This is a genomic window from Streptomyces sp. NBC_00536, assembly GCF_036346295.1.
Taxonomy (GTDB): domain Bacteria; phylum Actinomycetota; class Actinomycetes; order Streptomycetales; family Streptomycetaceae; genus Streptomyces.
The window spans coordinates 3,853,466-3,878,036 of the sequence record NZ_CP107819.1; the positions used below are offsets into that span (position 1 = coordinate 3,853,466).

The 24,571-nt window shown below is 72.4% G+C and carries 22 protein-coding genes; 10 read left to right on the forward strand and 12 right to left on the reverse strand.

Annotated elements, in window-relative coordinates; all coding sequences use genetic code 11:
• Nucleotides 1-14: 14 nt before the first annotated feature.
• Genes OHS33_RS16740 through ssd form a run of 3 tightly spaced genes read right to left on the reverse strand, consistent with a single transcriptional unit; the run spans nucleotide 15 to nucleotide 3,291 of the window.
• Nucleotides 15-902: a type II secretion system F family protein gene (locus OHS33_RS16740; RefSeq protein ID WP_330331209.1), complete on the reverse strand. Its 888-nt coding sequence runs from the start codon at nucleotides 900-902 to the stop codon at nucleotides 15-17.
• Nucleotides 899-2,047 (reverse strand): TadA family conjugal transfer-associated ATPase, encoded by a 1,149-nt coding sequence (locus OHS33_RS16745; protein WP_330331210.1) that lies wholly within the window; start codon nucleotides 2,045-2,047, stop codon nucleotides 899-901. Before OHS33_RS16745 ends, OHS33_RS16740 begins: the two co-directional genes overlap by 4 nt.
• On the reverse strand, nucleotides 2,044-3,291 hold the full coding sequence (gene ssd / locus OHS33_RS16750; protein ID WP_330331211.1) for a septum site-determining protein Ssd: 1,248 nt from the start codon (nucleotides 3,289-3,291) through the stop codon (nucleotides 2,044-2,046). Before ssd ends, OHS33_RS16745 begins: the two co-directional genes overlap by 4 nt.
• A 559-nt stretch (nucleotides 3,292-3,850) precedes the next feature.
• Between ssd and OHS33_RS16755 the strand changes: the two genes are divergently transcribed.
• Nucleotides 3,851-4,738: an HAD family hydrolase gene (locus OHS33_RS16755; RefSeq protein WP_330331212.1), complete on the forward strand. Its 888-nt coding sequence runs from the start codon at nucleotides 3,851-3,853 to the stop codon at nucleotides 4,736-4,738.
• A gap of 488 nt (nucleotides 4,739-5,226) precedes the next feature.
• Here OHS33_RS16755 and OHS33_RS16760 read toward each other — a convergent pair whose 3' ends face one another.
• Nucleotides 5,227-6,114 carry an oxidoreductase gene (locus OHS33_RS16760; RefSeq protein WP_330331213.1) on the reverse strand — a complete coding sequence of 296 codons (888 nt, stop codon included), beginning with the start codon at nucleotides 6,112-6,114 and terminating at the stop codon, nucleotides 5,227-5,229.
• Between the two features lie 109 nt (nucleotides 6,115-6,223).
• On the opposite strand from OHS33_RS16760, the gene OHS33_RS16765 reads away from it, so the two are divergent.
• Complete coding sequence (locus tag OHS33_RS16765; RefSeq protein WP_330331214.1) at nucleotides 6,224-7,303, forward strand: ATP-binding protein; 1,080 nt, start codon at nucleotides 6,224-6,226, stop codon at nucleotides 7,301-7,303.
• On the opposite strand, the gene OHS33_RS16770 is transcribed toward OHS33_RS16765, so the two are convergent.
• On the reverse strand, nucleotides 7,269-8,576 hold the full coding sequence (locus OHS33_RS16770; protein WP_330331215.1) for a hypothetical protein: 1,308 nt from the start codon (nucleotides 8,574-8,576) through the stop codon (nucleotides 7,269-7,271). The two genes, OHS33_RS16765 and OHS33_RS16770, sit on opposite strands and share 35 nt — an antisense overlap.
• A gap of 237 nt (nucleotides 8,577-8,813) precedes the next feature.
• Between OHS33_RS16770 and OHS33_RS16775 the strand changes: the two genes are divergently transcribed.
• From OHS33_RS16775 to OHS33_RS16800, 6 genes are all read left to right on the forward strand, one after another.
• Complete coding sequence (locus tag OHS33_RS16775; protein WP_330331216.1) at nucleotides 8,814-11,279, forward strand: SulP family inorganic anion transporter; 2,466 nt, start codon at nucleotides 8,814-8,816, stop codon at nucleotides 11,277-11,279.
• A gap of 170 nt (nucleotides 11,280-11,449) precedes the next feature.
• Nucleotides 11,450-13,447 carry an acetate--CoA ligase gene (gene acs / locus OHS33_RS16780; RefSeq protein WP_330335080.1) on the forward strand — a complete coding sequence of 666 codons (1,998 nt, stop codon included), beginning with the start codon at nucleotides 11,450-11,452 and terminating at the stop codon, nucleotides 13,445-13,447.
• 207 nt (nucleotides 13,448-13,654) lie between these two features.
• Complete coding sequence (gene nhaA, locus OHS33_RS16785; protein ID WP_330331217.1) at nucleotides 13,655-15,139, forward strand: Na+/H+ antiporter NhaA; 1,485 nt, start codon at nucleotides 13,655-13,657, stop codon at nucleotides 15,137-15,139.
• A gap of 51 nt (nucleotides 15,140-15,190) precedes the next feature.
• Entirely contained in the window at nucleotides 15,191-15,649 is a 459-nt protein-coding gene (locus OHS33_RS16790; RefSeq protein ID WP_330331218.1) for a phage holin family protein, read from the forward strand.
• Complete coding sequence (locus tag OHS33_RS16795) at nucleotides 15,646-16,617, forward strand: alpha/beta fold hydrolase (protein WP_330331219.1); 972 nt, start codon at nucleotides 15,646-15,648, stop codon at nucleotides 16,615-16,617. Before OHS33_RS16790 ends, OHS33_RS16795 begins: the two co-directional genes overlap by 4 nt.
• Nucleotides 16,618-16,810: 193 nt before the next feature.
• Complete coding sequence (locus OHS33_RS16800; protein ID WP_330331220.1) at nucleotides 16,811-16,990, forward strand: hypothetical protein; 180 nt, start codon at nucleotides 16,811-16,813, stop codon at nucleotides 16,988-16,990.
• Nucleotides 16,991-17,100: 110 nt separating this feature from the next.
• Here the strand turns inward: OHS33_RS16800 and OHS33_RS16805 are convergent, their stop codons facing one another.
• The 3 genes from OHS33_RS16805 to nth all read right to left on the reverse strand — a co-directional run bounded on the left by OHS33_RS16805 (nucleotide 17,101) and on the right by nth (nucleotide 20,071).
• Entirely contained in the window at nucleotides 17,101-18,303 is a 1,203-nt protein-coding gene (locus OHS33_RS16805) for a MarP family serine protease (protein ID WP_330331221.1), read from the reverse strand.
• 13 nt (nucleotides 18,304-18,316) lie between these two features.
• Entirely contained in the window at nucleotides 18,317-19,087 is a 771-nt protein-coding gene (locus tag OHS33_RS16810; protein WP_443065451.1) for an NUDIX hydrolase, read from the reverse strand.
• A 99-nt stretch (nucleotides 19,088-19,186) separates the two neighbouring features.
• The gene (gene nth, locus OHS33_RS16815) at nucleotides 19,187-20,071 is read right to left on the reverse strand and encodes an endonuclease III (protein ID WP_443065311.1); all 885 of its coding nucleotides are present in this window, start codon (nucleotides 20,069-20,071) and stop codon (nucleotides 19,187-19,189) included.
• A gap of 262 nt (nucleotides 20,072-20,333) precedes the next feature.
• Between nth and OHS33_RS16820 the strand changes: the two genes are divergently transcribed.
• Nucleotides 20,334-21,008: a Crp/Fnr family transcriptional regulator gene (locus OHS33_RS16820; protein ID WP_003981529.1), complete on the forward strand. Its 675-nt coding sequence runs from the start codon at nucleotides 20,334-20,336 to the stop codon at nucleotides 21,006-21,008.
• A gap of 139 nt (nucleotides 21,009-21,147) precedes the next feature.
• Nucleotides 21,148-21,954 (forward strand): nucleotidyltransferase domain-containing protein, encoded by an 807-nt coding sequence (locus tag OHS33_RS16825; protein ID WP_330331224.1) that lies wholly within the window; start codon nucleotides 21,148-21,150, stop codon nucleotides 21,952-21,954.
• 19 nt (nucleotides 21,955-21,973) lie between these two features.
• On the opposite strand, the gene OHS33_RS16830 is transcribed toward OHS33_RS16825, so the two are convergent.
• From OHS33_RS16830 to OHS33_RS16845, 4 genes are all read right to left on the reverse strand, one after another.
• Nucleotides 21,974-22,828, reverse strand: a complete 855-nt coding sequence (locus tag OHS33_RS16830) for an MBL fold metallo-hydrolase (RefSeq protein ID WP_330331225.1) — start codon at nucleotides 22,826-22,828, stop codon at nucleotides 21,974-21,976.
• Nucleotides 22,825-23,748, reverse strand: a complete 924-nt coding sequence (locus tag OHS33_RS16835) for an NUDIX hydrolase (protein ID WP_330331226.1) — start codon at nucleotides 23,746-23,748, stop codon at nucleotides 22,825-22,827. Before OHS33_RS16835 ends, OHS33_RS16830 begins: the two co-directional genes overlap by 4 nt.
• Nucleotides 23,749-23,845: 97 nt before the next feature.
• Nucleotides 23,846-24,325, reverse strand: a complete 480-nt coding sequence (locus OHS33_RS16840; protein WP_330331227.1) for a RidA family protein — start codon at nucleotides 24,323-24,325, stop codon at nucleotides 23,846-23,848.
• Nucleotides 24,322-24,483, reverse strand: a complete 162-nt coding sequence (locus tag OHS33_RS16845; RefSeq protein ID WP_007264966.1) for a DUF4177 domain-containing protein — start codon at nucleotides 24,481-24,483, stop codon at nucleotides 24,322-24,324. Before OHS33_RS16845 ends, OHS33_RS16840 begins: the two co-directional genes overlap by 4 nt.
• Nucleotides 24,484-24,571: the final 88 nt, after the last annotated feature.

A 24,571-nucleotide genomic window follows, 5' to 3' on the forward strand; every position in this document is an offset into this window, starting at 1 on the left:
ACCCGCCACGCCCCTCACCCCTCCCCCGCCCGCATCAGCCGCCGGCACCACAGCAGCCCCAGCGCCTCCAGGACCCCGCCCACCGCCAGGCACCCCAGCCCCAGCGGTGTGTGCAGCAGCACCCGCACCGGGTCGGCCCCCATGGCGGTCCCCATCAGCAGCCCGACCATCGGCAACAGCGCGAGCACCACCGCGGTGGACCGCGCCCCCGCCAGCTGGGCCCGCAGCGACTCCTCCCGGTCGCGCTCCGCCCGCAACGCCCCCTCCAGCCGCTCCAGCCCGGCCGCCAGCCCCGCACCGCCGTCCAGCGACACCCGCCAGCAGGCGGCCATCCCGGCCAGCCCCTCCGCACCCGGCTCCCGGGCCGCCAGCCGCAGCGCCCCGGCCACGTCCCCGCCGAACGCCGCCGCCGCCAGCAGCCCCGTCTCCGCCGCACCGGGACCTCCCGGTCCGGCCACCGTCCGGCGCATCGCCGCCGTCAGCGCCTGCCCCGGCTGCGCCCCGGAACGCAGCTCCCCCACCACGGCCCCGCACAGGGCCACCACCTCCGCGGCCCGCGCCTCCCGGGCCCGGGCCCGCCGCCGGACCCGCAGCAGCCTCCGTACCAACGGCACCGCCACGGCGCCCACGACGAGCGGGATCACCGACCCGCCCAGCACGGCGAGGACCAGCCCGGCCGCCAGCGCGCCCCACTCCGGCCCGCGTGCCGCCCGTACCCGCACCGCGGCGGCCAGCCGCTCCCACGGCACCGGCCCGCCCGGGGCCACCGGCCCCGCTCCGGCCAGCAACAGCCGGGCCCGCCGGGGCCCTTGGTCACCCCCGGCCAGCAGCCAGGCGGCCACCCCGGTACAGAGCGCCGCGGCGAACACCGGAGCCGACACCAGCGGTGCCCCCGCGCTCACCGGATCCCTCCCAGCAGCGGGCGCAGCCGCTCCCAGCCCGCCTCGCGGACGAAGCCCCGCGCACCCCAGCGCAACGCCGGTACCGTCACCACCAGTCCGGCGGCATCCCGCTCCAGCACGTGCACCTCGGCCACCCGCCGCTGCCCGCCCCGGTCCCGGACCAGATGGATCACCAGCGTCAGCGCGGCCGCCAACTGGCTGTGCAGGGCGGCCCGGTCGAGCCCGGCGGCGCTCCCGAGCGCCTCCATCCGGGCCGGCACGTGCGCGGCGGCATTCGCATGGACCGTCCCGCACCCGCCCTCGTGCCCGGTGTTCAGCGCGGCCAGCAGATCCGCCACCTCGGGCCCCCGCACCTCACCCACCACCAGCCGGTCCGGCCGCATCCGCAGCGCCTGGCGGACCAGATCCGCCAGGGTGACCAGGCCCGCGCCCTCCTGGTTCGCGGGCCGGGCCTCCAGCCGCACCACGTGGGGATGGTCGGGGCGCAGCTCGGCCGAGTCCTCGGCCAGCACGATCCGCTCACCCGGCCCGACCAGCCCAAGCAACGCGCTGAGCAGCGTGGTCTTCCCGGTTCCGGTGCCCCCGGACACCAGGAACGAGAGCCGGGCCTCGACCAGCGCCCGGAGCAGCCGCTGGCCACCCGGGGGCAGCGTCCCCGCGGCCACCAGCTCCTCCAGGGTGAACGCCCGCGGCCGCACCACCCGCAACGACAGGCAGGCCGACCCCACGGAGACCGGCGGGAGCACCGCGTGCAGCCGGGTCCCGTCCGGCAGCCGCGCGTCCACCCAGGGCCGCGCGTCGTCCAGCCGACGGCCCGCGACGGCGGCCAGCCGCTGCGCGAGCCTGCGCACCGCCTCCGCGTCCGCGAAGGTCACGGAGGTCAGCTCCAGCCCCCCGCCCCGGTCCACCCACACCCGGTCGGGCGCCGCCACCAGGACGTCCGTCACCCCGGGGTCGGCCAGCAGCGCCTCCAGTGGGCCCGCGCCGACCAGCTCGCACCGCAACTCCTCGGCCGCGCCCAGCACTTCCGCGTCCCCCAGCAGGCGCCCCTGGGCCCGCAGCGCCGCCGCCACCCGGGCCGGGGTCGGCTCGGCCCCGCTCTCGGCGAGCCGCTGGCGCACCGCGTCCAGCAGCCCCGCGCTCATACCGACACCCCCTGACCGGAAGGCGCGAGCGCCCGCTCCCAGAAGCCGTCGCAGAACCGGGCCAGCGCGCCCCGGACCCGGGTCCCCGGTGTCTCCCCCTCGGCCACCCGCCCCGGCAGCCCCACTTCCAGCGGCACCTCCCCGGCCAGCGGCACCCGCAGCAGCGCAGCCACCTCCTCGGCGTCCAGCCCGCCGGGGAGCCTCCCCCGGACCACCACCCGCACGTCCCCGGCCACCATCCGGACCCCGGCCGCCACCCGCCCGGCGGCGGCCACGGCCCGCAGCTCGCCCGGCACCACGAGCAGCACCAGGTCCAGCTGGGCCAGCACCTCGCCCACCGCCTCGTCCACCCGCCGGGGCAGGTCGACCACCACCACCCCGCCTCGACGCCGCGCTGCGGCGACCACGGACCGGATGGCCGCGGGCGGCACCACCACCCGGTCCCCGCGGTCCCAGCTGAGCACCCGCAGCGCATGCAGTTCCGGCAGCGACTCCGCCAGCGCGTCGGCACCGACCCGGCCCCGCGAGCCCGCGAAGTCCGGCCAGCGCAGCCCCTCCGCGCCCTCACCCCCGAGCAGCACGTCCATACCGCCGCCCAGCGGGTCGCCGTCGATGAGGAGGGTCCGCTCCCCGGAGGCGGCGGCCCGCACCGCCAGGGCGCAGGCGAGCGTGGACGCCCCGGCCCCACCGCTCCCACCGATCACCCCGACCGTGAGCGCGGGCCGTCCGGCGCCTTCCACGACATCGGCGATCCGGTCGACGAGCCTGCTCTCGGCGTCCGGGAGCCGCAGCACCTCCTCGGCCCCGATCTCCACCGCCCGCTGCCACACCCGGGGGTCGTCCAGGTCCCGCCCGACGAGGAACACCCCGTCCCTGCGGGGCGCACCGCGCACCCGCCGGGCGGCGTCGTCCCCGACCAGGACGAGCGGCGCGGTCTCCCAGTCGACACCCCCGCCCCCGCGAGAGCCCCAACCGGAGCCGCCGCCGCGTGTCCCGCCACCTCGATCGGCCCCGTCGGCCCGGTCGGCCTCCTCGACCCCCTCGGCCTCACCGGACCCCGTGGCCCACGCCGTTCCGCTGTGCTCCGGCACGGAGTGGTCCACATGCGGCTCGGCCCCCGCGGCGGCGCACAGCCGCAGCAGGTCGTCGAGCAGCAGCGGATCCTCCGTGATGATCAGCGGCCGCCCACCGGCCGGCGGACCGACCGACGGTCCGGCCACCACCCCCGCCACAGCCCGCGCCATCGGTCCCACCGCAGCCCGCCCCGTCGGTCCGGCCGTCGGTCCACCCACCGACCCCGTCATCGGACCCGCCATCGCCCCGGCCATCGATCCTGCGAACGATCCAGCCATGATCTCCACCCCTTTCTCACCGCAAATCCCGGGCCGTGGACTTCACGCCCGGAATCACCGTGCGGCGATGAGGGGAAATCAAGTGGATCTTGCTCGAAAACTGTGGACAGGAACTCGCCTGTGAATAACTCCGCCACCCACATGGATGAGTTCCAGAGCGCGCCGGAACAACTACACAGCGTCACGCGTCTGAGAGGGAGAGGGCCTTCGCCACGCAGGCCCACCGAGCAAGGGGGCCAGAGGAATGATCACTTGGGGCCGAAGGCAGGGACGCAAACCGCGTCCGGACATGCGACGACCCCCGCCGGGGGGGAGAGCGGGGGTCGTCCCCACGGTCCGACTCGGGGGGGGAGGAGCCAGACCGGGTTAGCACGGTCGCGAACGATCCGTGACTTCCATGGTGTACCCGAGAGCCTTCTCAGGCAAACCCACGCGCCACACCTTACGCCGAATGGTGGGCGCATATGCTCGGGGCGTGGAAAATCAGCCCTTGCCGCACTCCTTGCCTCGCACCGCTGCCTTCTTCGACCTGGACAAGACGGTCATTGCGAAGTCGAGCACGCTGACGTTCAGCAAGTCCTTCTACCAGGGCGGCCTGATCAACCGGCGAGCGGTGCTGCGCACCGCGTACACCCAGTTCATCTTCCTGGCCGGCGGCGCCGACCACGATCAGATGGAGCGGATGCGGGAGTACCTCTCCGCGCTCTGCAAGGGGTGGAACGTGCAGCAGGTCCGGGAGATCGTCGCCGAAGCCCTGCACGACCTCATCGACCCGATCATCTACGACGAGGCCGCCTCCCTCATCGAGGCCCATCACACCGCGGGCCGTGATGTGGTGATCGTGTCCACCTCCGGCGCGGAAGTGGTCGAGCCGATCGGCGAGATGCTCGGCGCCGACCGGGTCGTCGCCACGCGCATGGTGGTCGGCGAGGACGGCTGCTTCACGGGCGAGATCGAGTACTACGCCTACGGGCCCACCAAGGCCGAAGCCGTAAGGGAGTTGGCCGAGTCCGAGGGCTACGACCTCGCGCGCTGCTATGCCTACAGCGACTCGGCGACGGACGTCCCGATGCTGGAGGCCGTGGGCCACCCGCACGCGGTCAACCCCGACCGAGCGCTGCGCCGCGAGGCGCTCGCGCGCGAGTGGCCGGTCCTGGTCTTCAACCGACCCGTCCGGCTCAAGCAGCGGCTGCCCGGGCTCTCCATGCCCGCACGCCCCGCGCTGATCGCGGCGGCGGCCGTCGGCGCGGCCGCGGTCACGGCGGGCCTGGTCTGGTACGCCAGCCGCCGCCGGGCGAACGCCGTGAACGCCCTCGCGGCGGTCACCGGCACCGCCTGAACCGGCACCGCCTGAACCGGCACGGACCGGAACCGGCACGAAACCGCCCGCCCCGGACCACCCCACACGGCCCCTGACCAGCGCCGACACACCCACCGACGCGCCCTGTCCGATTCACTCCACTACGTCCCGGAAAGTAAAGAAGTGGGGCCAGGGGTTCCGCTTACCTCGGAAGCGGGGTACAAATGAGTCAACGGCCCGCGAGACCAAAGAACATCCGAGAGGATCATCTTTAACCGCAGTAAGGCCCACGGACCGAGCAAAATGCATGAACGCCGAGCACCCACGCGACGTCGACCCGTCGATTACGGGCCAGCCGCACCAGGTGACGGGCAGAGTTCCCGACCTGATGGGCAATCTTCGAGGACGCTTGGTAACTGGGCGTAAATGCCAGCGGCGACACCAAAGCAAGACGGTGTCGCCGCATCCCTTTGCCCCGCCGAGTCGCCCCGAGTCGCCCCGCCCCTTCGCCCGGCCCCTTGGCCGCGTCAGGCGGCGCCGCGCTGCAGCGCCTCGCACACCGCCGTCGACTCGCGGACACCCAGTTCGACCGCCCGGCCGCAGTGCGCGATCCAGGCCGCCATCCCCTCCGGAGTCCCGGACACGTACCCCTCGAAGGCCGCCAGGTACGCCGCCCGGCCCTGCTCCGCGTGACCGACCTCCGCCGGGCAGATCGCCTTCGGGTCGAGGCCGCTGTTGATGAGCACGATCCGCTCGGCCGCCCGCGCGACCAGGCCGTTGTACGAACCGAACGGCCGCAGGGCCAGCAGTTCGCCGTGCACTACCGCCGCGGTGACCAGCGCCGGGGCCGAACTCCCTCCGATGATCAGCCCGGACAGCCCCTCCAGCCGCCCCGCGACCTCTTGCGCGTCCGGCAGCGGCAGTTCCACCAGCGGCTCGTCCACCGGCTCACCGGCCAGCCGCGGCCGCCCCACGGTGTCCGCGGCGATCCCGTCGGCGCCCGGAGCGGAACCGGAAGCCGCGGCCGAGCCCGCACCCGCGCCCGTACCCGTCCTCACCTGCCCCACCGCCACCAGGTGCAGCCGTGCCAGCACCCGCATCGGCGACTGCCGCCAGATGCTCAGCAGCTGCCCGGCCTCGGCGGTGAGCCGCAGCGCCGCGCCCACGGTCCGCGCCTGCTCCTCCGAGCCGAAGTCACTGCGCCGCCGCACCTCTTCCAGCGCCCAGTCCGCCCCGGACAGCGCCGCGCTCCCGCGGGCCGCGCGCAGCGCGGCCTCCGAGGTGATCTCCCCGGCGCGACGGCGCATCACCCGGTGCCCGTAGACCCGGTCCACGGCCTTGCGTACGGAGTCCACCGCCTCCGGAACACCGGGGAGCGAGGTCAGGGCGGCCAGCGGGTCAGAAGCGCTACTCATAAGTAGGGAGCCTACGCACTGCCCACCCATAGCACCGACCCCTCCTTGGAGTGGCCTTCTTCACTCACACCGACCACACCAAGCGACCGAGCGGCTACGCTTGGTGAACATGAAGATCGCTTTCGTGGGAAAGGGCGGCAGCGGCAAGAGCACGCTGTCCTCCCTCTTCATCCGCCACCTCGCAGCCAATGAAGCCCCCGTCGTCGCGGTGGACGCCGACATCAACCAGCACCTGGGCGCCGCCCTCGGCCTCACCGAGGAAGAGGCCGCCGCGATGCCCGCCATGGGTGCGCACCTGCCGCTGATCAAGGAGTACCTGCGCGGCTCCAATCCCCGCATCACCTCCGCCGAGATGATGATCAAGACCACCCCGCCCGGCACCGGCTCCCGCCTGCTGCGCGTCGCCGAGGACAACCCGGTCTACGACGCGTGCGCCCGTACCGTCATCCTCGACGGCCACGAGGAGGGCGACGTCGAGTACGTCCGGCTCATGGCCACGGGGCCGTTCACCGAGTCCGATCTGGGCGTGGCCTGCTACCACTCGAAGGTCGGGGCGGTCGAACTCTGCCTGAACCACCTCGTGGACGGCCCCGACGAGTACGTGGTCGTCGACATGACGGCCGGTTCGGACTCCTTCGCCTCCGGCATGTTCACCCGCTTCGACATGACCTTCCTGGTCGCCGAGCCGACCCTCAAGGGCATCTCCGTCTACCGCCAGTACAAGGAGTACGCGCGGGACTTCGGGATCACGCTCAGGGTGGTCGGAAACAAGGTCCAGGGACAGGACGACATCGACTTCCTGCGCGCCGAGGTGGGGAGCGACCTGCTCGTCACCGTCGGGCACTCCGACTGGGTACGGGCGATGGAGAAGGGCCGCCCGGCCCCCTTCGACCTGCTGGAGGCCAGCAACCGGGTGGCCCTGCAGGTGCTGCAGGACGCGGCCGACGACTCCTACGCGGGGCGCGACTGGGCCCGGTACACCGAGCAGATGGTGCACTTCCACCGGAAGAACGCCGAGAGCTGGGGCAACGCGAAGACCGGGGTCGACCTGGCGGACCAGATCGACCCCGATTTCGTCCTGCACGAGCGCCTCGGTCACCAGCGCCTCGGCGAGCCCCTCGCGGGGGTGGCCGCCGGAGCGTCCGGTGATCCGCTCAGCTCTCCTCTGCCGACTCCGCAGCCGGCTTGACGCCCGCGGGCGCCGCGGGAGCGGAGGGCGGGGTCGCCGGACCCGCGGTCAGGAACTTCGCCCAGCCCTCCTTCGGCGCCTGGCCGACGTCGAGCGTGCGCATCCACTCCAGGGTCTTGGGGTCCTGCGCGTCCAGCCAGTCGGCCAGCTCGCGGAAGGTGACGCAACGGACGTCCTTCTGCGTGCACATGCCCTTGATGGAGTCCTCCACGGCGCGCATGTAGGTGCCGCCGTTCCAGGACTCGAAGTGGTTGCCGATGATCAGCGGAGCGCGGTTGCCCTCGTGGACGCGGCCGAAGGCCTTCATCAGGCCGTCGCGCATCTGCTCACCCCAGTAGGCGTGCTGCGAGGGGTCGCCCTGCGTGGTCGTACCCGACTGGTTGACCAGGTAGTTGTAGTCCATGCTGAGCGTCTCGAACGCACGGCCCGGCATCGGCACCAGCTGGAGCGGCAGGTCCCACAGGCCGTCCGTCTTCTTGGGCCAGATCTGCTTGCTGATCCCGCTGGAGTCGTAGCGGAAGCCCATGTCCTTCGCCGCCAGCATGAAGTTCTTCTGGCCTTCGAGGCACGGGGTGCGGGCGCCGATCAGTTCCTTGTCGTAGTCGAAGGGGAGCGCCTTCTCCTGCTTGAGGGCCGGCGTGTTCGTCTTCCAGGACTTGACGAAGGACTTGGCCTGGTTGATCTCGCTCTTCCACTCCTCCACCGACCAGGTGCCGACGCCGCCTTCGGGGCCGCAGAAGTGGCCGTTGAAGTGGGTGCCGATCTCATTGCCTTCGAGCCAGGCGCCGCGGACCTGCTCGGCGGTGTCCTTGATGCCCTGGAGATCGCCGAAGCCGATGTCCGAGCGGCCCGGCGCGTGCTGGGGAGCGGTGTAGAGGGAACGCTTCTCCTCGGGGAGCATGTACACGCCGCTGAGGAAATAGGTCATCCGGGCGTTGTACTGCTTGCCGACCCCGCGGAAGTGCGAGAAGAGCTTCTGACTGTCCTCGCCCGCCCCGTCCCACGAGAAGACCACGAATTGCGGCGGCTTCTCCCCGGGCTTGAGCTTTTCCGGCTTGGGCACATTCGGCTGCGTTCCTGTGTACGAGGTCGAGCCGTCGCCGATCATCCGGTTCACGCTGCCCGGGGCCGGCGGCGCCGCGGCGCCCTTCTTGACCTGGCCGCCCGCGGAGCCGGTGGGCTTCGCGGGCTCCGAGGCGCCGCACCCGGTCACCCCGAGGACCAGTGCCGTGGCGACCAGGCCTCCGGCGATCTTCTTCGTGGCGGCCATCATCCGCCCACCTCATCCCTTGCCCGTTTCGGTGTTCCGCACGTTCCGGCTGAAACGTCGCACGCGCCCCACCCCGGGAAAGGTATGACAAGCCCGACTAAATACTTAATCACCCTTGCGAGTTAATTCGTAGACCATTTAACCCCTATGTCTAGGCGCAGCCTTTACTCTGCATTACCATCCATTTACCGAGTGTTGAGACTCCCGCCGCTTCACCCCTGCCCCCAGAGGAGACGGGACATGACCGCCAGCGCCCCCACGCGCCCCACCCACCACGGCTCCCCGCCCCCGGCGCCACCCGGGGGTCCACCCCGGCTCCCGCCCGGCTTCGCCGCCGACCTGTCCGCCTCCGCCGCCGTCTTCCTGATCGCCCTGCCACTCTCCCTGGGCATCGCCCTCGCCACCGGCGCCCCGCTGGAGGCGGGACTCGTGGCCGCGGCGGTGGGCGGGATCGTCGCCGGACGGTTCGGCGGGGCCCCGCTCCAGGTGAGCGGTGCCGCCACCGGACTCACCGTCGTCACCGCCGAGTTGATCCAGCGCTACGGCTGGCGCACCACCTGCGCCATCACCGTGCTCGCGGGGCTCTGCCAGCTGGGCCTGGCCCTGCTGCGCACCGCCCGCTCGGCCCTCATGGTCAGCCCGTCCATCGTCCACGGGATGCTCGCGGGCGTCGGCGTGACGATCGCGATCGCCCAGCTCCACATCGTGCTCGGCGGCACCCCGCAGAGTTCCGCCGTGGCCAATGTGCTGGGGCTGCCCGCCCAGTTGGCCGACCTCCACCCGTGGGCGCTCGCCGTCAGTGCGCTCACCCTGACCGTGCTGCTCGCCTGGCCGCGGCTGCCCGGGCGGGCCGGGCGGGCGCTGCGCAAGGTGCCGGCGGCGCTCGCGGCCGTCGCCGCGGCCACCGCCTTCGCGGCCTTCGGCGGGCTCAGCCTGCCCCGGGTCGACCTGCCGTCCTGGAGCAGTCACGCCCTGCCCGAGCTGCCCGAGGGGCCCGTCCTCGGCATCCTCGCGGCGGTGCTGACCGTCACCCTGGTCGGCAGCGTGGAGTCGCTGCTGTCCTCGGTCGCCACCGACAAGCTGATCGCCTCCAGCCGCGGTACGGACGGCCGCCCGGCGCGCGCCGACCTCAACCGGGAACTGCGCGGCCAGGGCCTGGCGAACATCGTCTCCGGCGCGCTGGGCGGACTGCCGGTCGCCGGCGGGGCCATCCGCAGCGTGGCCAACGTCAAGTCCGGTGCGGTCAGCCGCAGGTCGTCGATGCTGCACGGGCTCTGGGTGGTGCTCGCGGCCGGGCTGCTCGTCCCCGTCCTGGACCTGATCCCGCTCGCCGCGCTGGCCGCGCTCGTCATGGCCGTGGGCGTCCAGATGGCCAGCATCACGCGGCTGCGCAATGTCACCCGCCACCGGGAGATCGTCGTCTACCTCACGACCATCACCGCCGTGGTGCTCGGCGGGGTGCTCGAAGGCGTGGCCGTCGGGATCGCGGTGGCCGTCGCCATCGCCCTGCACCGGCTGGCGCGCACCCGGATCACCCTGGAGGTGCAGGACGACGGCGCGGTCCACCGGGTGTGGGCGCGCGGCCAGTTGACCTTCCTCGCGGTGCCCCGGCTCAGCCGGGTGCTGGGCCAGATCCCGCAGCACGGGCACGCGGTGATCGAGCTGGACGGCTCCTTCATCGACCACGCGGCCTACGAGACCCTCCAGGACTGGCAGGACTCCCATCTGGCGCACGGCGGTTCGGTGGAGATCACCGGCCGCTCCGGAGCGCGGATCGGCGAGCCCGACCGGGCGCAGCGCGGGGCGCACCACTGCTGCCGCCCCTGGACCCCGTGGCAGAACCACTGTGACCACCGCACGGAGGCGGCAGAGACGGGGGCAGCGGCGGCGGAACAGGAGCCGTCGGCCGACTCCGCTCGGGAACAGGCCGCCGAGTCCGCCCGGGCCGCCCGCCCCGCCGCCGGGCCGCGCCGCCGGGGAGCGGGCCAACTGGCCAACGGGATCGGCGCCTTCCAGCGCGACACCGCCCCGCACGTCCGGGACGAGCTGGCCCGGCTGGCGCGCGAGGGGCAGAGCCCCTCGCAGCTCTTCCTGACCTGCGCGGACTCCCGTCTGGTGACCAGCATGATCACGGCCAGCGGGCCGGGCGACCTGTTCACCGTCCGCAATGTCGGCAATCTGGTGCCGCTGCCCGGCGCGGAGTCCACCGACGACTCCGTCGCGGCCGCCATCGAATACGCGGTGGACGTGCTCCGGGTGGACAGCATCACCGTGTGCGGACATTCGGGGTGCGGGGCGATGCAGGCGCTGCTCAACGCGGCGCCGGGCGCGCCGATGACCCCGTTGCGGCGCTGGCTGCGGCACGGGCTGCCGAGCCTGGCCAGGATGGCGAGCCGGCACCACGCCTGGGTGCGGATCTCGGGCCGGCTGCCCGCGGACGCCGTGGAGCAGCTGTGTCTGACCAATGTGGTGCAGCAGCTGGAGCACCTGCGGGCCCACGAGTCGGTGGCGCGCAGGCTGGCCGAGGGCACGCTGGAACTCCACGGCATGTACTTCCATGTCGGCGAGGCCCAGGCCTATCTGCTCTCGCCGGGCGAGGACTTCTTCGACTGCCGGGTCTTCGACAGTGTCCTGCCGGACACCAAGGGGGCAAAAACGGCCAAGCGGGATGCTCCTGCCCCGCCCAGGACGGCCACGCACGCCTGAACCGCTACGCTCCCTCCTCGAACGCCCCCGATGGCCCCTTCCCGCGAGATCGCGGGGAGGGGCCATCGGTGCCTGCCCGCCCAGGGGCCGGGGCACCCAGCCCACCGTGGTATAGGTCTAAACCAATTCTCGGCAAGGTCTTGTCACCTGGGTGTCTGACCTGATGAGCTATACCCGGGGACACAACGGACACCCTGGGAAAGGGAGATGTCGTGAGCAATGACAGCCTGGCCAACCTGCTCAAGGAGGAGCGGCGGTTCGCACCGCCCGCCGATCTGGCCACCGCCGCCAATGTGACGGCCGCGGCGTACGAACAGGCCGACGCGGACAGGCTGGGCTTCTGGGCCGAGCAGGCACGTCGGCTGAGCTGGGCCGCCGAGCCCACCGAGACGCTCGACTGGAGCAACCCGCCCTTCGCGAAGTGGTTCGCGGACGGCAAGCTGAACGTCGCCTACAACTGCGTGGACCGTCACGTCGAGGCCGGCAACGGCGACCGGGTGGCCATCCACTTCGAGGGCGAGCCCGGCGACAGCCGCTCGATCACCTACGCCGAGCTCAAGGACGAGGTCTCCCGGGCCGCCAACGCCCTGACCGAGCTGGGTGTGCGCACCGGCGACCGGGTCGCCGTCTACCTGCCGATGATCCCCGAGGCCGTCGTCGCGATGCTCGCGTGCGCCCGGCTCGGCGCCGCCCACTCCGTGGTCTTCGGCGGTTTCTCCGCCGACGCCGTCGCCTCCCGCATCCAGGACGCCGACGCCAAGCTCGTCATCACCGCCGACGGCGGCTACCGCCGCGGCAAGCCCACCGCGCTCAAGCCCGCCATCGACGAAGCCGTGGCCAAGTGCCCGCAGGTCGAGCACGTGCTCGTGGTCCGGCGCACCGGCCAGGACACCGCCTTCTCCGAAGGCCGGGACGTCTGGTGGCACGATGTCGTCGGCCGCCAGTCCGCCGAGCACACCCCCGAGGCCTTCGACGCGGAGCACCCGCTCTTCATCCTCTACACCTCGGGCACCACGGGGAAGCCGAAGGGCATCCTGCACACCTCGGGCGGCTACCTCACGCAGGCCTCGTACACCCACCACGCCGTCTTCGACCTCAAGCCGGAGACCGACGTCTACTGGTGCACCGCCGACATCGGCTGGGTGACCGGGCACTCCTACATCGTCTACGGGCCGCTCGCCAACGGCGCCACCCAGGTGATGTACGAGGGCACCCCCGACACCCCGCACCAGGGGCGGTTCTGGGAGGTCGTGCAGAAGTACGGCGTCACCATCCTCTACACCGCGCCGACGGCCATCCGGACGTTCATGAAGTGGGGCGACGACATCCCCGCGAAGTTCGACCTGTCGAGCCTGCGCGTGCTGGGATCGGTCGGCGAGCCGATCAACCCCGAGGCCTGGATGTGGTACCGCAAGAACATCGGCGGTGACCGCTGCCCGATCGTCGACACGTGGTGGCAGACCGAGACCGGCGCCATGATGATCTCGCCGCTGCCCGGTGTCACCGCGACCAAGCCGGGTTCGGCCCAGCGCGCGCTGCCCGGCATCGGCGCCACCGTCGTGGACGACGAGGGCAACGAGGTCCCCAACGGCGGTGGCGGCTACCTGGTCCTCACCGAGCCGTGGCCCTCGATGCTGCGCACCATCTGGGGCGACGACCAGCGGTTCATCGACACCTACTGGTCCCGCTTCCAGGGCAAGTACTTCGCCGGTGACGGCGCCAAGAAGGACGACGACGGCGACATCTGGCTGCTCGGCCGGGTCGACGACGTGATGCTGGTGTCCGGCCACAACATCTCGACCACCGAGGTCGAGTCGGCCCTCGTCTCGCACCCCGCGGTCGCCGAGGCGGCCGTGGTCGGCGCGGCGGACGAGACCACCGGCCAGGCCATCGTGGCCTTCGTCATCCTGCGCGGCAGCGCCGCCGAGACCGACACCCTGGTCGCGGAACTGCGGAACCACGTGGGCGCCACCCTCGGCCCGATCGCCAAGCCGAAGCGGATCCTGCCAGTCCAGGAGCTGCCGAAGACCCGCTCCGGCAAGATCATGCGCCGCCTGCTGCGCGACGTGGCGGAGAACCGGGCGGTCGGTGACGTCACCACGCTCGCGGACTCCTCGGTCATGGACCTGATCCAGACCCAGCTGCCCAGCGCGGGCAGCGAGGACTGACACACCTGAGCGGCCACCGAAAGGGGCGTCCGGCGCACAACGCGCCGGGCGCCCCTTTCGCACTTAAGGTGATGATCGCCGGATACATCCCTTGCGTGCCCCCTGTAAAGTATTAGGAACGTAAATATTTGATCCACAGGGTGCGCCGGGAAGTCTGGTCGGCAACGTGCTTCGTCATGCCGTCCAACCGACCCCGGAGGTCCCCACGTGGCCGCGCCCCACCCCACCGACCAGCAGCCCGGCCGCAAGTTCCTCGGCAGGCTCTCGCTCCCCGAGCGCCGGTTCGTGGCCGACGCACTGCGCGCCGAGACCGTCGGCGGCGTCCTGCTCCTCGTGGCCGCCATCGCCGCCCTGATGTGGGCGAACATCCCCGCCCTGGCCGACAGCTACGCCGACGTCCGCGGCTTCCACATCGGCCCCGCCTCCCTGGGCCTGGACCTCTCGCTCCAGCACTGGGCAGCCGACGGACTGCTCGCGGTCTTCTTCTTCGTCGCGGGCATCGAGCTGAAGCGCGAACTGGTCGCCGGCGACCTGCGCGACGCCAAGGCCGCCGCCCTGCCGGTCATCGCCGCCATCTGCGGCATGGCCGTGCCCGCGCTGGTCTACGTGGCGGTCAACGTCTTCGGCAACGGCTCGACGGACGGATGGGCGGTCCCCACCGCCACCGACATCGCCTTCGCGCTCGCCGTCCTCGCCGTCATCGGCACCTCACTGCCGTCCGCCCTGCGCGCGTTCCTGCTGACCCTGGCCGTCGTCGACGACCTGTTCGCCATCCTGATCATCGCGGTGTTCTTCACCAGCGAGATCAACTTCCTGGCGCTCGGCGGCGCGGTCGTCGGCCTCGTCCTCTTCTGGTTCCTGCTGCGCAAGAACGTCCGCGGCTGGTACGTCTACGTCCCGCTCGCCCTGGTCATCTGGGGCCTGATGTACAACAGCGGCGTGCACGCGACCATCGCCGGCGTCGCCATGGGCCTGATGCTCCGCTGCAGCCGGGGGGACGGCGAGGAGCACTCCCCCGGCGAGCACATCGAGCACCTGGTCCGGCCCGTGTCCGCCGGGCTGGCCGTCCCGCTCTTCGCCCTCTTCTCGGCGGGCGTCTCCCTCTCGGACGAGTCGATCGGGCAGGTCTTCACCCGGCCCGAAACCCTCGGCGTGGTGCTCGGCCTGGTCGTCGGCAAGACCATCGGCATCTTCGGCGGCACCTGGCTCGCCGCCCGCTTCACCAAGGCCGAGCTGAACGACGACCTCGCCTGGCCCGACGTCTTCGCGGTCGCCTCGCTCGCGGGCATCGGTTTCACCGTCTCCCTGCTGATCGGTGAACTCGCCTTCACCGACGACCAGACGCTCACCGACGAGGTGAAGGCCGCCGTCCTGATGGGCTCGCTGATCGCGGCCGTGCTCGCCGGTGTGATGCTCAAGCTCCGCAACCGCAAGTACAAGGCCCTCATCGACGACGAGGAGCGCGACGAGGACCTCGACGGCATTCCGGACATCTACGAGGAGAACAAGCCGGAGTACCACCTGCGGATGGCGAAGATCTACGAGGACAAGGCCGCGGAACACCGCCGCCGGGCCGCGGCCGCCGCCACCGGAGGACCCGCCGAAGGAGCCGCCGAAGGACCCGCCGAAGGGGCTGATGCGGCCACCGCGGGTGCCACCGGGTCCCCCGCCGGAGGCGACCGTCCGGCATGATCTGACTGACGGAGGACAGCCGTCGCCGGCAGACGAATGAGGGAGAGAGCGATGAGCGCAGTGGACCAAGGGGCGCAAGGGGCCGAGCGCACACTCGGCCAGCTGGTCGCCTCGGCCACAGCCGAGATGTCCGCCCTGGTGCACGACGAGATCGCCCTCGCGAAGGCGGAGCTGCGCCAGGACGTCAAGCGCGTGGGCATCGGTGCCACCGCCATCGGTATCGCCGGAGTGCTCGGAATCTTCTCGCTGCCGGTGCTGAGCTTCGCGGCCGCCTACGGGATCCACGCCCTCGGCCTCGGCCTGGCCTGGTCGTTCCTGATCGTCGGCGGAGCGTTCCTGCTGCTCGCGGGCCTGCTCGCGCTGCTCGCCGTGTCGAAGTTCAAGAAGGTCAAGCCGCCGGAGCGGTCCATCGCCTCCGTCAAGCAGACCGCGGCGGTCGTCGGGACCGTCAAGCCGCACCCGCGGCCGGTCAGTGACAAGGCGGTGGGTGTGGCACGCTCGTCTTCATGACAGCGCCCACACCGGACCCCAGCAGCACCCCGCCCCCGGCTGCCTCGCCGGTGCGGATCGACGGCCCCTGGACCCACCGGGACGTCGCCGCCAACGGCGCCCGGTTCCATGTCGCCGAGCTGGGCGAGGGGCCGCTGGTCCTGCTGCTCCACGGGTTCCCGCAGTTCTGGTGGACCTGGCGGCACCAGCTGGTGGCGCTCGCCGACGCGGGCTACCGCGCGGTCGCGATGGACCTGCGCGGGGTGGGCGGCAGCGACCGCACCCCGCGCGGTTACGATCCCGCCAACCTCGCCCTGGACGTCACCGGGGTGATCCGCTCGCTCGGCGAGCCCGACGCCGCGCTCGTCGGACACGACCTGGGCGGGTACCTCGCCTGGACCGCCGCCGTCATGCGGCCCAAGCTGGTGCGGCGGCTCGTCGTCTCCTCCATGCCGCACCCGCGCCGCTGGCGCTCGGCGATGCTGTCCGACTTCGGACAGACCCGCGCCAGTTCGCACATCTGGGGCTTCCAGCGCCCGTTCATCCCCGAGCGGCAGCTCGTCGCCGACGAGGGCGCGCTGGTCGGCGAACTGATCCGCGAATGGTCGGGCCCGCTGCCCCGGGAGGGCGCGGACGCCGTCGCCGAGGAGGCGGCCATCGACGCCTACCGGCGCGCGATGTGCATCCCGTCCACCGCGCACTGCTCGATCGAGCCCTACCGCTGGATGATGCGCTCCATGGCCCGGCCGGACGGCCTCCAGTTCAACCGCCGGATGAAGCGGCCGGTACGGGTGCCGACGCTGCACGTGCACGGCTCGCTCGACCCGGTGATGCGCACGCGCAGCGCGGCCGGTTCCGGGCAGTACGTCGAAGCGCCCTACCGGTGGCGGCTGTTCGACGGTCTCGGGCACTTCCCGCACGAGGAGGCACCGGACGTCTTCTCCACCGAGCTGGTGAACTGGCTCAAGGACCCGGAACCGGACCGCTGACCTCCCGTTCGCCGCTCGCCGGGGCCCGCGCCCATGAACCGCCTACGGACCGCTGACGGACCGTTGACCGGAGCTCCGCCGGGACCACCGAACCGGAACGCTTGTGCTACGAACGTTCACTTGCCCGCCGCATAGGCCAATTGGCCGACCCCGACGCGATTACGGACCTTGGGGCACGGGCAGAGGTCGGAGTATGGGCTGGACGCACGACTACGGTGACTCCGCACGCGAACGACGCACGGCCACGGCGCCGGGCACCCACGAGAGGGTCGGCCGGCAGGGCCATGGTCACGACCCCCGACTCGGAATCCCCCTGATCCTGCGCCGCCGGGCCCGCTGGGTCTCGGCGCGCCTGCGCCATCCACGCACGTAGAGGGCGCAGCCGTAGACGGCGCAGGCAGGCGCAGGCGTAGGCGACGTACGCGTACGGCTCAGGACGTACGCGTACGGCTCAGGACGTACGCGGGGACGTGCGCGGCGGGCTCAGAGGGCGCAGCCCTGGCTGTCGATCCGGCGCTGGGCCGTCCTGCCGTTCCTGATGTCGTCGCGGACCTCGTCCGCCGTCAGCGCGTACCCGGTGTTCGGGTCGTCGAGCGACTTCGCGAAGACGACCCCGTACACCTTGCCGTCGGGCGCCAGCAGCGGGCCGCCGGAGTTGCCCTGGCGGACCGTCGCGTAGAGCGAGTAGACGTCACGGCGGACGGTGCCACGGTGGTAGATGTCCGGGCCGTTGGCATTGATCCGGCCGCGGACGCGGGCCGGGCGCACGTCGTACGCGCCGTTCTCCGGGAACCCGGCGACGATCGCGTCGAAGCCGCTCGCCGCGTCCTTCTCGGCGAATTCGAGCGCCGGCGCCTTCAGCTTGGGCACGTCCAGGACGGCGATGTCGCGCTCCCAGTCGTAGAGCACGACCTTGCCGTCATAGAGCTTGCCCTCGCCGCCGATCTGGACGGTCGGCTCGCCGACCCCTCCGACGACGTGCGCGTTCGTCATGACCTTGCCGGGGGCGAAGACGAATCCGGAGCCCTCCAGCACCTTGCTGCAACTGGGCGCCGTACCGACCACCTTGACGATGGAGAGCTTGGCGCGCTCGGCGACCGGGCCGCGGGCGAGCTCCGGGTCGGGCGGCTTCACCGCGGTGATCGGTTCGTTCGAGAACGGGCTGAAGACCTGCGGGAAGCCGTTCTGCGCGAGCACGGAACTGAAGTCCGAGAACCACGTGTTGGCCTGGTCGGGCAGCACCCGCGACACGCCGAGGAGCACCTTGGAGTTACGGACCTCCTTGCCCAGCGTGGGAAGTGACGTCCCGGCCAGCGCGGAGCCGATCAGCCAGGCCACCAGCAGCATCGCCATGACGTTCACCAGGGCGCCGCCGGTCGCGTCGACCACGCGGGCCGGTGACCAGGTGATGTAGCGGCGCAGCCGGTTGCCCAGGTGCGTGGTGAAGGCCTGGCCGATCGAGGCGCAGACGATGACGACGACCACCGCGACGACGGCCATGGTGGTCGACACCTTGGCCTTGTCGTCGGTCACCTGGTCCCAGACGAGCGGGAGCAGGGACACGGCGATGAGACCGCCGCCGAGGAAGCCGGTCACCGACAGAATGCCGACGACGAACCCCTGGCGGTAGCCCACGATCGCGAACCACACGGCGGCGACCAGCAACAGGATGTCCAGCACGTTCACGTGGGCCACCGTCTCATGCGCGCCAGTCGAGGGGGACCTCGCGTGCGCGGTCCCACGGCTGCTCCCAGCCGGCGAAATGAAGGATCCGGTCGATCACTCCGGCGGTGAAACCCCAGACCAGGGCCGATTCGACCTGGAATGCGGGGCCTTGGTAGCCGCCGGGATGGACGACGGTGACCCGGTGCGCGGGATCCGTGAGATCCGCCACGGGAACCGTGAAGACCCGGGCGGTCTCCGCGAGGTCCACGGCCCCGACCGGGCTGGGCGCGCGCCACCAGCCGAGCACGGGGGTCACGACGAACTCGCTGACCGGGATGTAGAGGCGGGGCAGCACGCCGAAGAGCTGTACTCCGGCCGGATCCAGCCCGGTCTCCTCCTCGGCCTCGCGCAGGGCGGCCCGCAGCGGGCCGGTGGTGTGCGGGTCGCCGTCCTGCGGGTCGAGGGCGCCGCCCGGGAAGGACGGCTGGCCCGCGTGGGAGCGCAGGGTTCCGGCGCGCTCCATGAGCAGCAGCTCGGGGCCGCGGGGGCCCTCGCCGAAGAGGACCAGGACGGCGGACTGGCGGCCCGCGCCGTCCTCGGGGGGCAGGAAGCGGCTCAGCTGGGTCGGCCGGACGGTCCGGGCGGCCGCCACGACGGGGTCGAGCCAGCCGGGCAGCCCGTGCGTGCTGACCTCGACCCCGCCGGGGGCCGCGGCCCCGCCGGTGCCGTCTCCGTGGCCCGGCCCGGGTCCGGTGCGGGCCCGGGTCTCGGTGGTCACGCTGTCGTCCTGCGTCCCGCGCGTCATAGGCACCCATGCTCCCTGTACTTCCGACACCGGGACAACGCGGTCCGTGGCCGGTTTCGTTCCTCAGGACTGCTCAGCACATCGGCGTGGCCCGCGGCCTCACGCCCCCGCGCCGAGCGGGGCCGCCGGGCGGCCCGGATAGTCGGCGGGCGGGGCCAGCCGCTGGCCCGGGTGCCCGCCCATCTCGTACTTGAGCAGCAGCTTCGCCTTCTCCGGGTCGGTCTCGCCCTCGCCGTACGAAGGGCAGAGCGGCGCGATCGGGCAGGCGCCGCAGGCGGGCTTGCGGGAGTGGCAGATCCGGCGGCCATGGAAGACGACCCGGTGCGAGAGCATCGTCCACTCGCTCTTCGGGAAGATCGCGCAGATCTCCGCCTCGACCTTCTCCGGGTCCTCCTGCTCGGTCAGCTTCCAGCGGCGCACCAGACGGCCGAAGTGGGTGTCGACCGTGATCCCCGGAACGCCGAAGGCATTGCCCAGGACGACATTGGCGGTCTTGCGCCCCACGCCGGGCAGGGTGACCAGGTCTTCGATCCGGCCCGGGACCTCGCCGCCGAAGTTGTCCCGCAGCGCCGTGGAGAGGCCGAGCAGGGACTTCGCCTTCGCCCGGAAGAACCCGGTCGGCCGGATGATCTGCTCCAGTTCCTCGGGCACTGCCTGCGCCATGTCCTCGGGCGTGGGGTAGGCGGCGAAGAGGGCCGGGGTGGTCTGGTTCACCCGCAGGTCGGTGGTCTGCGCGGACAGCACGGTGGCGACGAGCAGCTCGAAGGGATTGCGGAAGTCCAGTTCCGGATGGGCGTACGGGTACAGCTCGGCCAGCTCGCGGTTGATCCGGCGGGCGCGCCGGACCATGCCGAGGTGGGATTCCGCTTTCGCCGCCTTAACCGCGGGCTTCACCGTCTTCGCAGCAGGCTTCTTGGCCGAAACTTTACTCTTCTCGGGCGGCGGACCCTCCGGAGCGGACCCGGAAGGGGTCTGTTCGCCCACAGCAGAATTATGGGTCGCGGTCACACCCGCGGACCCCTTGGCCTGTGCTCTCACCGGCTTATTGGACACCCGGCCAGCCTAAGGCCGGGCGCTGACACCCGCCCGGACCTCTGGTAACACCACTCCGATTGGCCTCTCGCCGCACAGCACACCCGTATGTCCGGCATCCTTGTGACTTGAGTGACTGATCGCACTGTTTAAGGCGTCCGGCAAAATGGGGGACGAAGGTCCCCTGACGCCGGTCGACATAGGAGAGAGACTCGTGGACGACGTTCTGCGGCGCGCCCCGCTCTTCGCGGCGCTCGATGACGAGCAGGCCGCGGAGCTCCGCGCATCCATGGGCGAGGTGACCCTCGCCCGCGGTGACGCCCTGTTCCACGAGGGCGATCCCGGCGACCGCCTGTATGTGGTGACCGAGGGCAAGGTGAAGCTGCACCGCACCTCGCCCGACGGCCGCGAGAACATGCTGGCCGTGCTCGGCCCCGGCGAGCTGATCGGTGAGCTGTCCCTGTTCGACCCGGGACCGCGCACCGCCACGGCGACCGCGCTGACCGAGGTCAAGCTGCTCGGCCTCGGCCACGGCGACCTCCAGCCCTGGCTGAACGCCCGGCCCGAGGTCGCGACCGCGCTGCTGCGCGCCGTCGCCCGCCGCCTGCGCAAGACCAACGACCAGATGTCCGACCTGGTCTTCTCCGACGTTCCGGGCCGCGTGGCCCGGGCGCTCCTGGACCTGTCGCGCCGCTTCGGCGTGCAGTCCGAAGAGGGCATCCACGTCGTGCACGACCTGACGCAGGAAGAGCTGGCACAGCTCGTCGGCGCCTCCCGCGAGACCGTGAACAAGGCTCTGGCCGACTTCGCCGGGCGCGGCTGGCTGCGCCTCGAAGCGCGTGCCGTGATCCTGCTGGACGTGGAGCGGCTGGCGAAGCGCTCGCGCTGACGGCCGTCCGCGCACGACACCCGTGAAGGGGGTCCCGCCCGCGAGGGCAGGGCCCCCTTTCGTGCCTCCTTTCGCGTGCCCCCTTTCGCGCGCCCGGGCCTGCGCCGGGCGCCGGAGCCGGGATGTCACAGTGATCCACATGGGACTGGGACACAGAGGGCTGGACTCCGAGGGGTTCATCGAACGCGAGGGCTCGCTCGGACGGGTCGCCGCGCCCTTCCGGGACGTGGTCGCCGCCGCGCGGACCCGGATCGCCGAGGCGTACGGCCGGCGGCTGCACAGCGCCTACCTGTACGGGTCCGTACCGCGCGGCACCGCCCGGCCCGGCCGCTCCGACCTCGATCTGCTGCTCGCCCTGCACCGCGAGCCCTCCGGTGAGGACCGGGACACCGCCGAGGTGCTCGCGCGCGGGCTCGACCTGGACTTCGCGGGGATCGACGGCGTGGGGATCCTGCTCTACGGCAAGGAGACCCTGCTCAGCGAGGCGGAACGGCACGACCTGGGGTGGTTCCTCGCCTGCCTGTGCACCCCGCTGCTCGGCGCCGACCTGGCCGAGCACCTGCCGCGCTACCGCCCGGACGCCCTGCTCGCCCGGGAGACCAACGGTGACCTGGACGACGTACTCGCCGCCGCGCGCGAGCGGGCCGCGGCGGCGCGGACGGACGCCGAGCTGCTCAAGCTGAACCGTTTCCTCGCACGCCGGCTCGTGCGCACCGGATTCACCCTGGTCATGCCCCGGTGGGGCGGCTGGACCAGCGATCTGGCCGAGTCCGCGGAGGTCTTCGGCGGGTACTACCCCGGCCGCGCGGCCCAGATGCGGGCCGCGGCCGCCGAGGGCCTGGCCCCGGGCTGCGACCGCGGTGTCCTGCGCACGCACCTCGACGACCTCGGGCCGTGGCTCGCCGCCGAGTACACCGCCCGGCACGGCCGCCGGACCCCGCGCTGACGGGGCCGTGAGCGGTGCGTCAGCTGTACGTTTCCGGGCCGCCCGGGATCAGGCCGTGCTCGCGCAGGTACTCCAGCTGGGCGCGTACGGACCACTCGGCGGCCGGCCACAGCGAGGGGTCCACATCGGCGTAGACGTGGGCGACGACCTGCTCGGGGGTGGCGAAGCCGTTCTCCACGGCCGTCTCGACCTGGGCGAGCCGGTGCGCGCGGTGGGCGAGGTAGAACTCCACGGCGCCCTGCGCGTCCTCCAGGACCGGCCCGTGGCCCGGCAGGACGGTCCGCACCCCGTCGTCGACGGTCAGGGAGCGCAGCCGGCGCAGCGAGTCGAGGTAGTCGCCGAGCCGCCCGTCGGGGTGGGCCACCACCGTGGTGCCGCGGCCGAGGACGGTGTCCCCGGTCAGGACGGCGCGGTCGGCCGGGAGGTGGAAGCAGAGCGAGTCCCCGGTGTGGCCCGGGGTGGGCACGACCCGCAGCTCCAGACCGCCGACCCGGATGACGTCGCCGCCCGCCAGGCCCTCGTCGCCGAGGCGGAGCGCGGGGTCGAGGGCGCGCACCTTGGTGCCGGTCAGCTCGGCGAAGCGGCCCGCGCCCTCGGCGTGGTCGAAGTGGCCGTGCGTGAGCAGGGTCAGCGCGATCCGCTTGCCCGCCCGCTCGGCCGTGTCGATCACGCCCTGGAGGTGGCCCTCGTCCAGCGGACCGGGGTCGATGACCACGGCGAGGTCGGAGTCCGGTTCGGAGACCAGCCAGGTGTTGGTGCCGTCCAGGGTCATCGCGGAGGCGTTGGGGGCCAGTACGTTGACCGCGCGGGCGGTGGCGGGACCGGAGGTGACGGTTCCGCGCGGCTGGCCCGGCAGGGCGGCGGCGTCGGTCACGAGGTGCCTCCCTGGCGGACCCGCTTGGTGAACTCGTCGTGGCCCGGCCAGCTGAGCACCACCTCACCGTCCTCCAGCACCGCCCGGGCCAGCACCGGGGCCAGGTCCTGCCCCGCGGCCGCGGCGAGCGCCTCGGCGGCGCTCCCGTACGGCTCCAGCGAGCGCAGGGTGGAAATGGTCGGCGGCATCATCAGCAGCTCGCCCTTGTCGTAGCCCGCGGCGGCCTCGGCCGGGCGGATCCACACCGTCCGGTCGGCCTCCGTGGAGGCGTTGCGGGTGCGCTGGCCGGCCGGGAGCGCGGCCACGAAGAACCAGGTGTCGTAGCGGCGCGGCTCGAACTCCGGGGTGATCCAGCGGGCCCAGGCGCCCAGCAGGTCGGAGCGCAGCAGCAGGCCCCGGCGGTCCAGGAACTCGGCGAAGGACACCTCCCGGGCGACCAGCGCCCGCCGGTCGGCCTCCCAGTCGTCCCCGGTGGTGTCGCCGACGACGGTGTCGGGGCTCTCGCCCGCGAGCAGCACCCCGGCCTCCTCGAAGGTCTCGCGGACCGCGCCGCAGATGATGGCCTGGGCGGTGGCGGTGTCCGTGCCCATGCGGGCGGCCCAGTCGGCGAGGGCGGGGCCCGCCCAGCCGATCCGGTGGTCCTCGTCGCGCGGGTCGACGCCGCCGCCCGGATAGGCGTACGCGCCTCCGGCGAAGGCCATCGAGGCGCGGCGGCGCAGCATGTGCACGGCGGGGCCGACGCCGCCCGCGCCGCTCTGGTCGTCGCGCAGCAGCATCACCGTCGCCGCCCGCTTGGGCGCGACGGGGGTCAGCGTCCCGTCGGCGAGGGCGCGGATGCGGTCGGGCCACTCGGGCGGGTACCACTGGCCGCCGGGGGCGGAGGGCTCGCTGGGCGACTGGCCGTGCGGATCTTTCGGCATGGCGGGATGCTACGGGTAACCGGCGGGATGTTCGAGAGCCCCCGCCCCTCGTGGGAGGGGCGGGGGCTCTCGAGTTCTCAACGGGGTGTGACGGGTACTAGACCTCGTCGGGGGTCAGCTCCACCAGGATCTCGACCTCGACGGGTGCGTCCAGCGGCAGCACCGCGACGCCGACGGCGCTGCGCGCGTGCACGCCGCGCTCGCCGAGCACCTCGCCCAGCAGCTCGCTCGCGCCGTTCAGCACGCCCGGCTGCCCGGTGAAGTCGGGCGCGGAGGCCACGAAGCCGACGACCTTCACGACGCGCGCGATCCGGTCGAGGTCACCCACGACGGACTTCACGGCGGCCAGGGCGTTCAGCGCGCACACGGCGGCCAGTTCCTTGGCCTGCTCGGGCGAGACTTCCGCACCGACCTTGCCGGTGACCGGCATGCTGCCCTTCACCATCGGGAGCTGGCCCGCGGTGTGGACGTACGCACCCGAGCGCACGGCCGGCTGGTAGGCGGCCAGCGGCGGGACGACGTCGGGCAGCGTCAGGCCCAGCTCGGCCAGCCGCGCTTCCACGGCTCCGGCGGTCATGCCTTCTCCCGCTTGAGGTAGGCCACGAGCTGCTCGGGGTTGTTCGGTCCGGGCACCACCTGGACCAGCTCCCAGCCGTCCTCGCCCCAGGTGTCCAGGATCTGCTTGGTGGCATGGACCAGCAGCGGGACGGTCGCGTATTCGAACTTCTTGGTCATGGGAGCGAGCGTAGTGCCTGTCCCGGGACGTGATGCGCGACCCGTCCTGCCCCCGCCGCCCACGACAGCGCCACCGAGGAATTAGGCT

Bases quoted from the DNA above. Each gene is read 5' to 3' on its own strand.
- OHS33_RS16745 (WP_330331210.1), bottom strand. From the start codon at position 2,047: ATGAGCGCGGGGCTGCTGGACGCGGTGCGCCAGCGGCTCGCCGAGAGC.
- ssd (WP_330331211.1), bottom strand. From the start codon at position 3,291: ATGGCGCGGGCTGTGGCGGGGGTGGTGGCCGGACCGTCGGTCGGTCCG.
- OHS33_RS16755 (WP_330331212.1), top strand. From the start codon at position 3,851: ATGGTGGGCGCATATGCTCGGGGCGTGGAAAATCAGCCCTTGCCGCAC.
- OHS33_RS16760 (WP_330331213.1), bottom strand. From the start codon at position 6,114: ATGAGTAGCGCTTCTGACCCGCTGGCCGCCCTGACCTCGCTCCCCGGT.
- OHS33_RS16765 (WP_330331214.1), top strand. From the start codon at position 6,224: ATGAAGATCGCTTTCGTGGGAAAGGGCGGCAGCGGCAAGAGCACGCTG.
- OHS33_RS16770 (WP_330331215.1), bottom strand. From the start codon at position 8,576: ATGATGGCCGCCACGAAGAAGATCGCCGGAGGCCTGGTCGCCACGGCA.
- OHS33_RS16775 (WP_330331216.1), top strand. From the start codon at position 8,814: ATGACCGCCAGCGCCCCCACGCGCCCCACCCACCACGGCTCCCCGCCC.
- OHS33_RS16790 (WP_330331218.1), top strand. From the start codon at position 15,191: ATGAGCGCAGTGGACCAAGGGGCGCAAGGGGCCGAGCGCACACTCGGC.
- OHS33_RS16795 (WP_330331219.1), top strand. From the start codon at position 15,646: ATGACAGCGCCCACACCGGACCCCAGCAGCACCCCGCCCCCGGCTGCC.
- OHS33_RS16800 (WP_330331220.1), top strand. From the start codon at position 16,811: ATGGGCTGGACGCACGACTACGGTGACTCCGCACGCGAACGACGCACG.
- OHS33_RS16810 (WP_443065451.1), bottom strand. From the start codon at position 19,087: ATGACGCGCGGGACGCAGGACGACAGCGTGACCACCGAGACCCGGGCC.
- OHS33_RS16825 (WP_330331224.1), top strand. From the start codon at position 21,148: ATGGGACTGGGACACAGAGGGCTGGACTCCGAGGGGTTCATCGAACGC.
- OHS33_RS16835 (WP_330331226.1), bottom strand. From the start codon at position 23,748: ATGCCGAAAGATCCGCACGGCCAGTCGCCCAGCGAGCCCTCCGCCCCC.
- OHS33_RS16840 (WP_330331227.1), bottom strand. From the start codon at position 24,325: ATGACCGCCGGAGCCGTGGAAGCGCGGCTGGCCGAGCTGGGCCTGACG.
- OHS33_RS16845 (WP_007264966.1), bottom strand. From the start codon at position 24,483: ATGACCAAGAAGTTCGAATACGCGACCGTCCCGCTGCTGGTCCATGCC.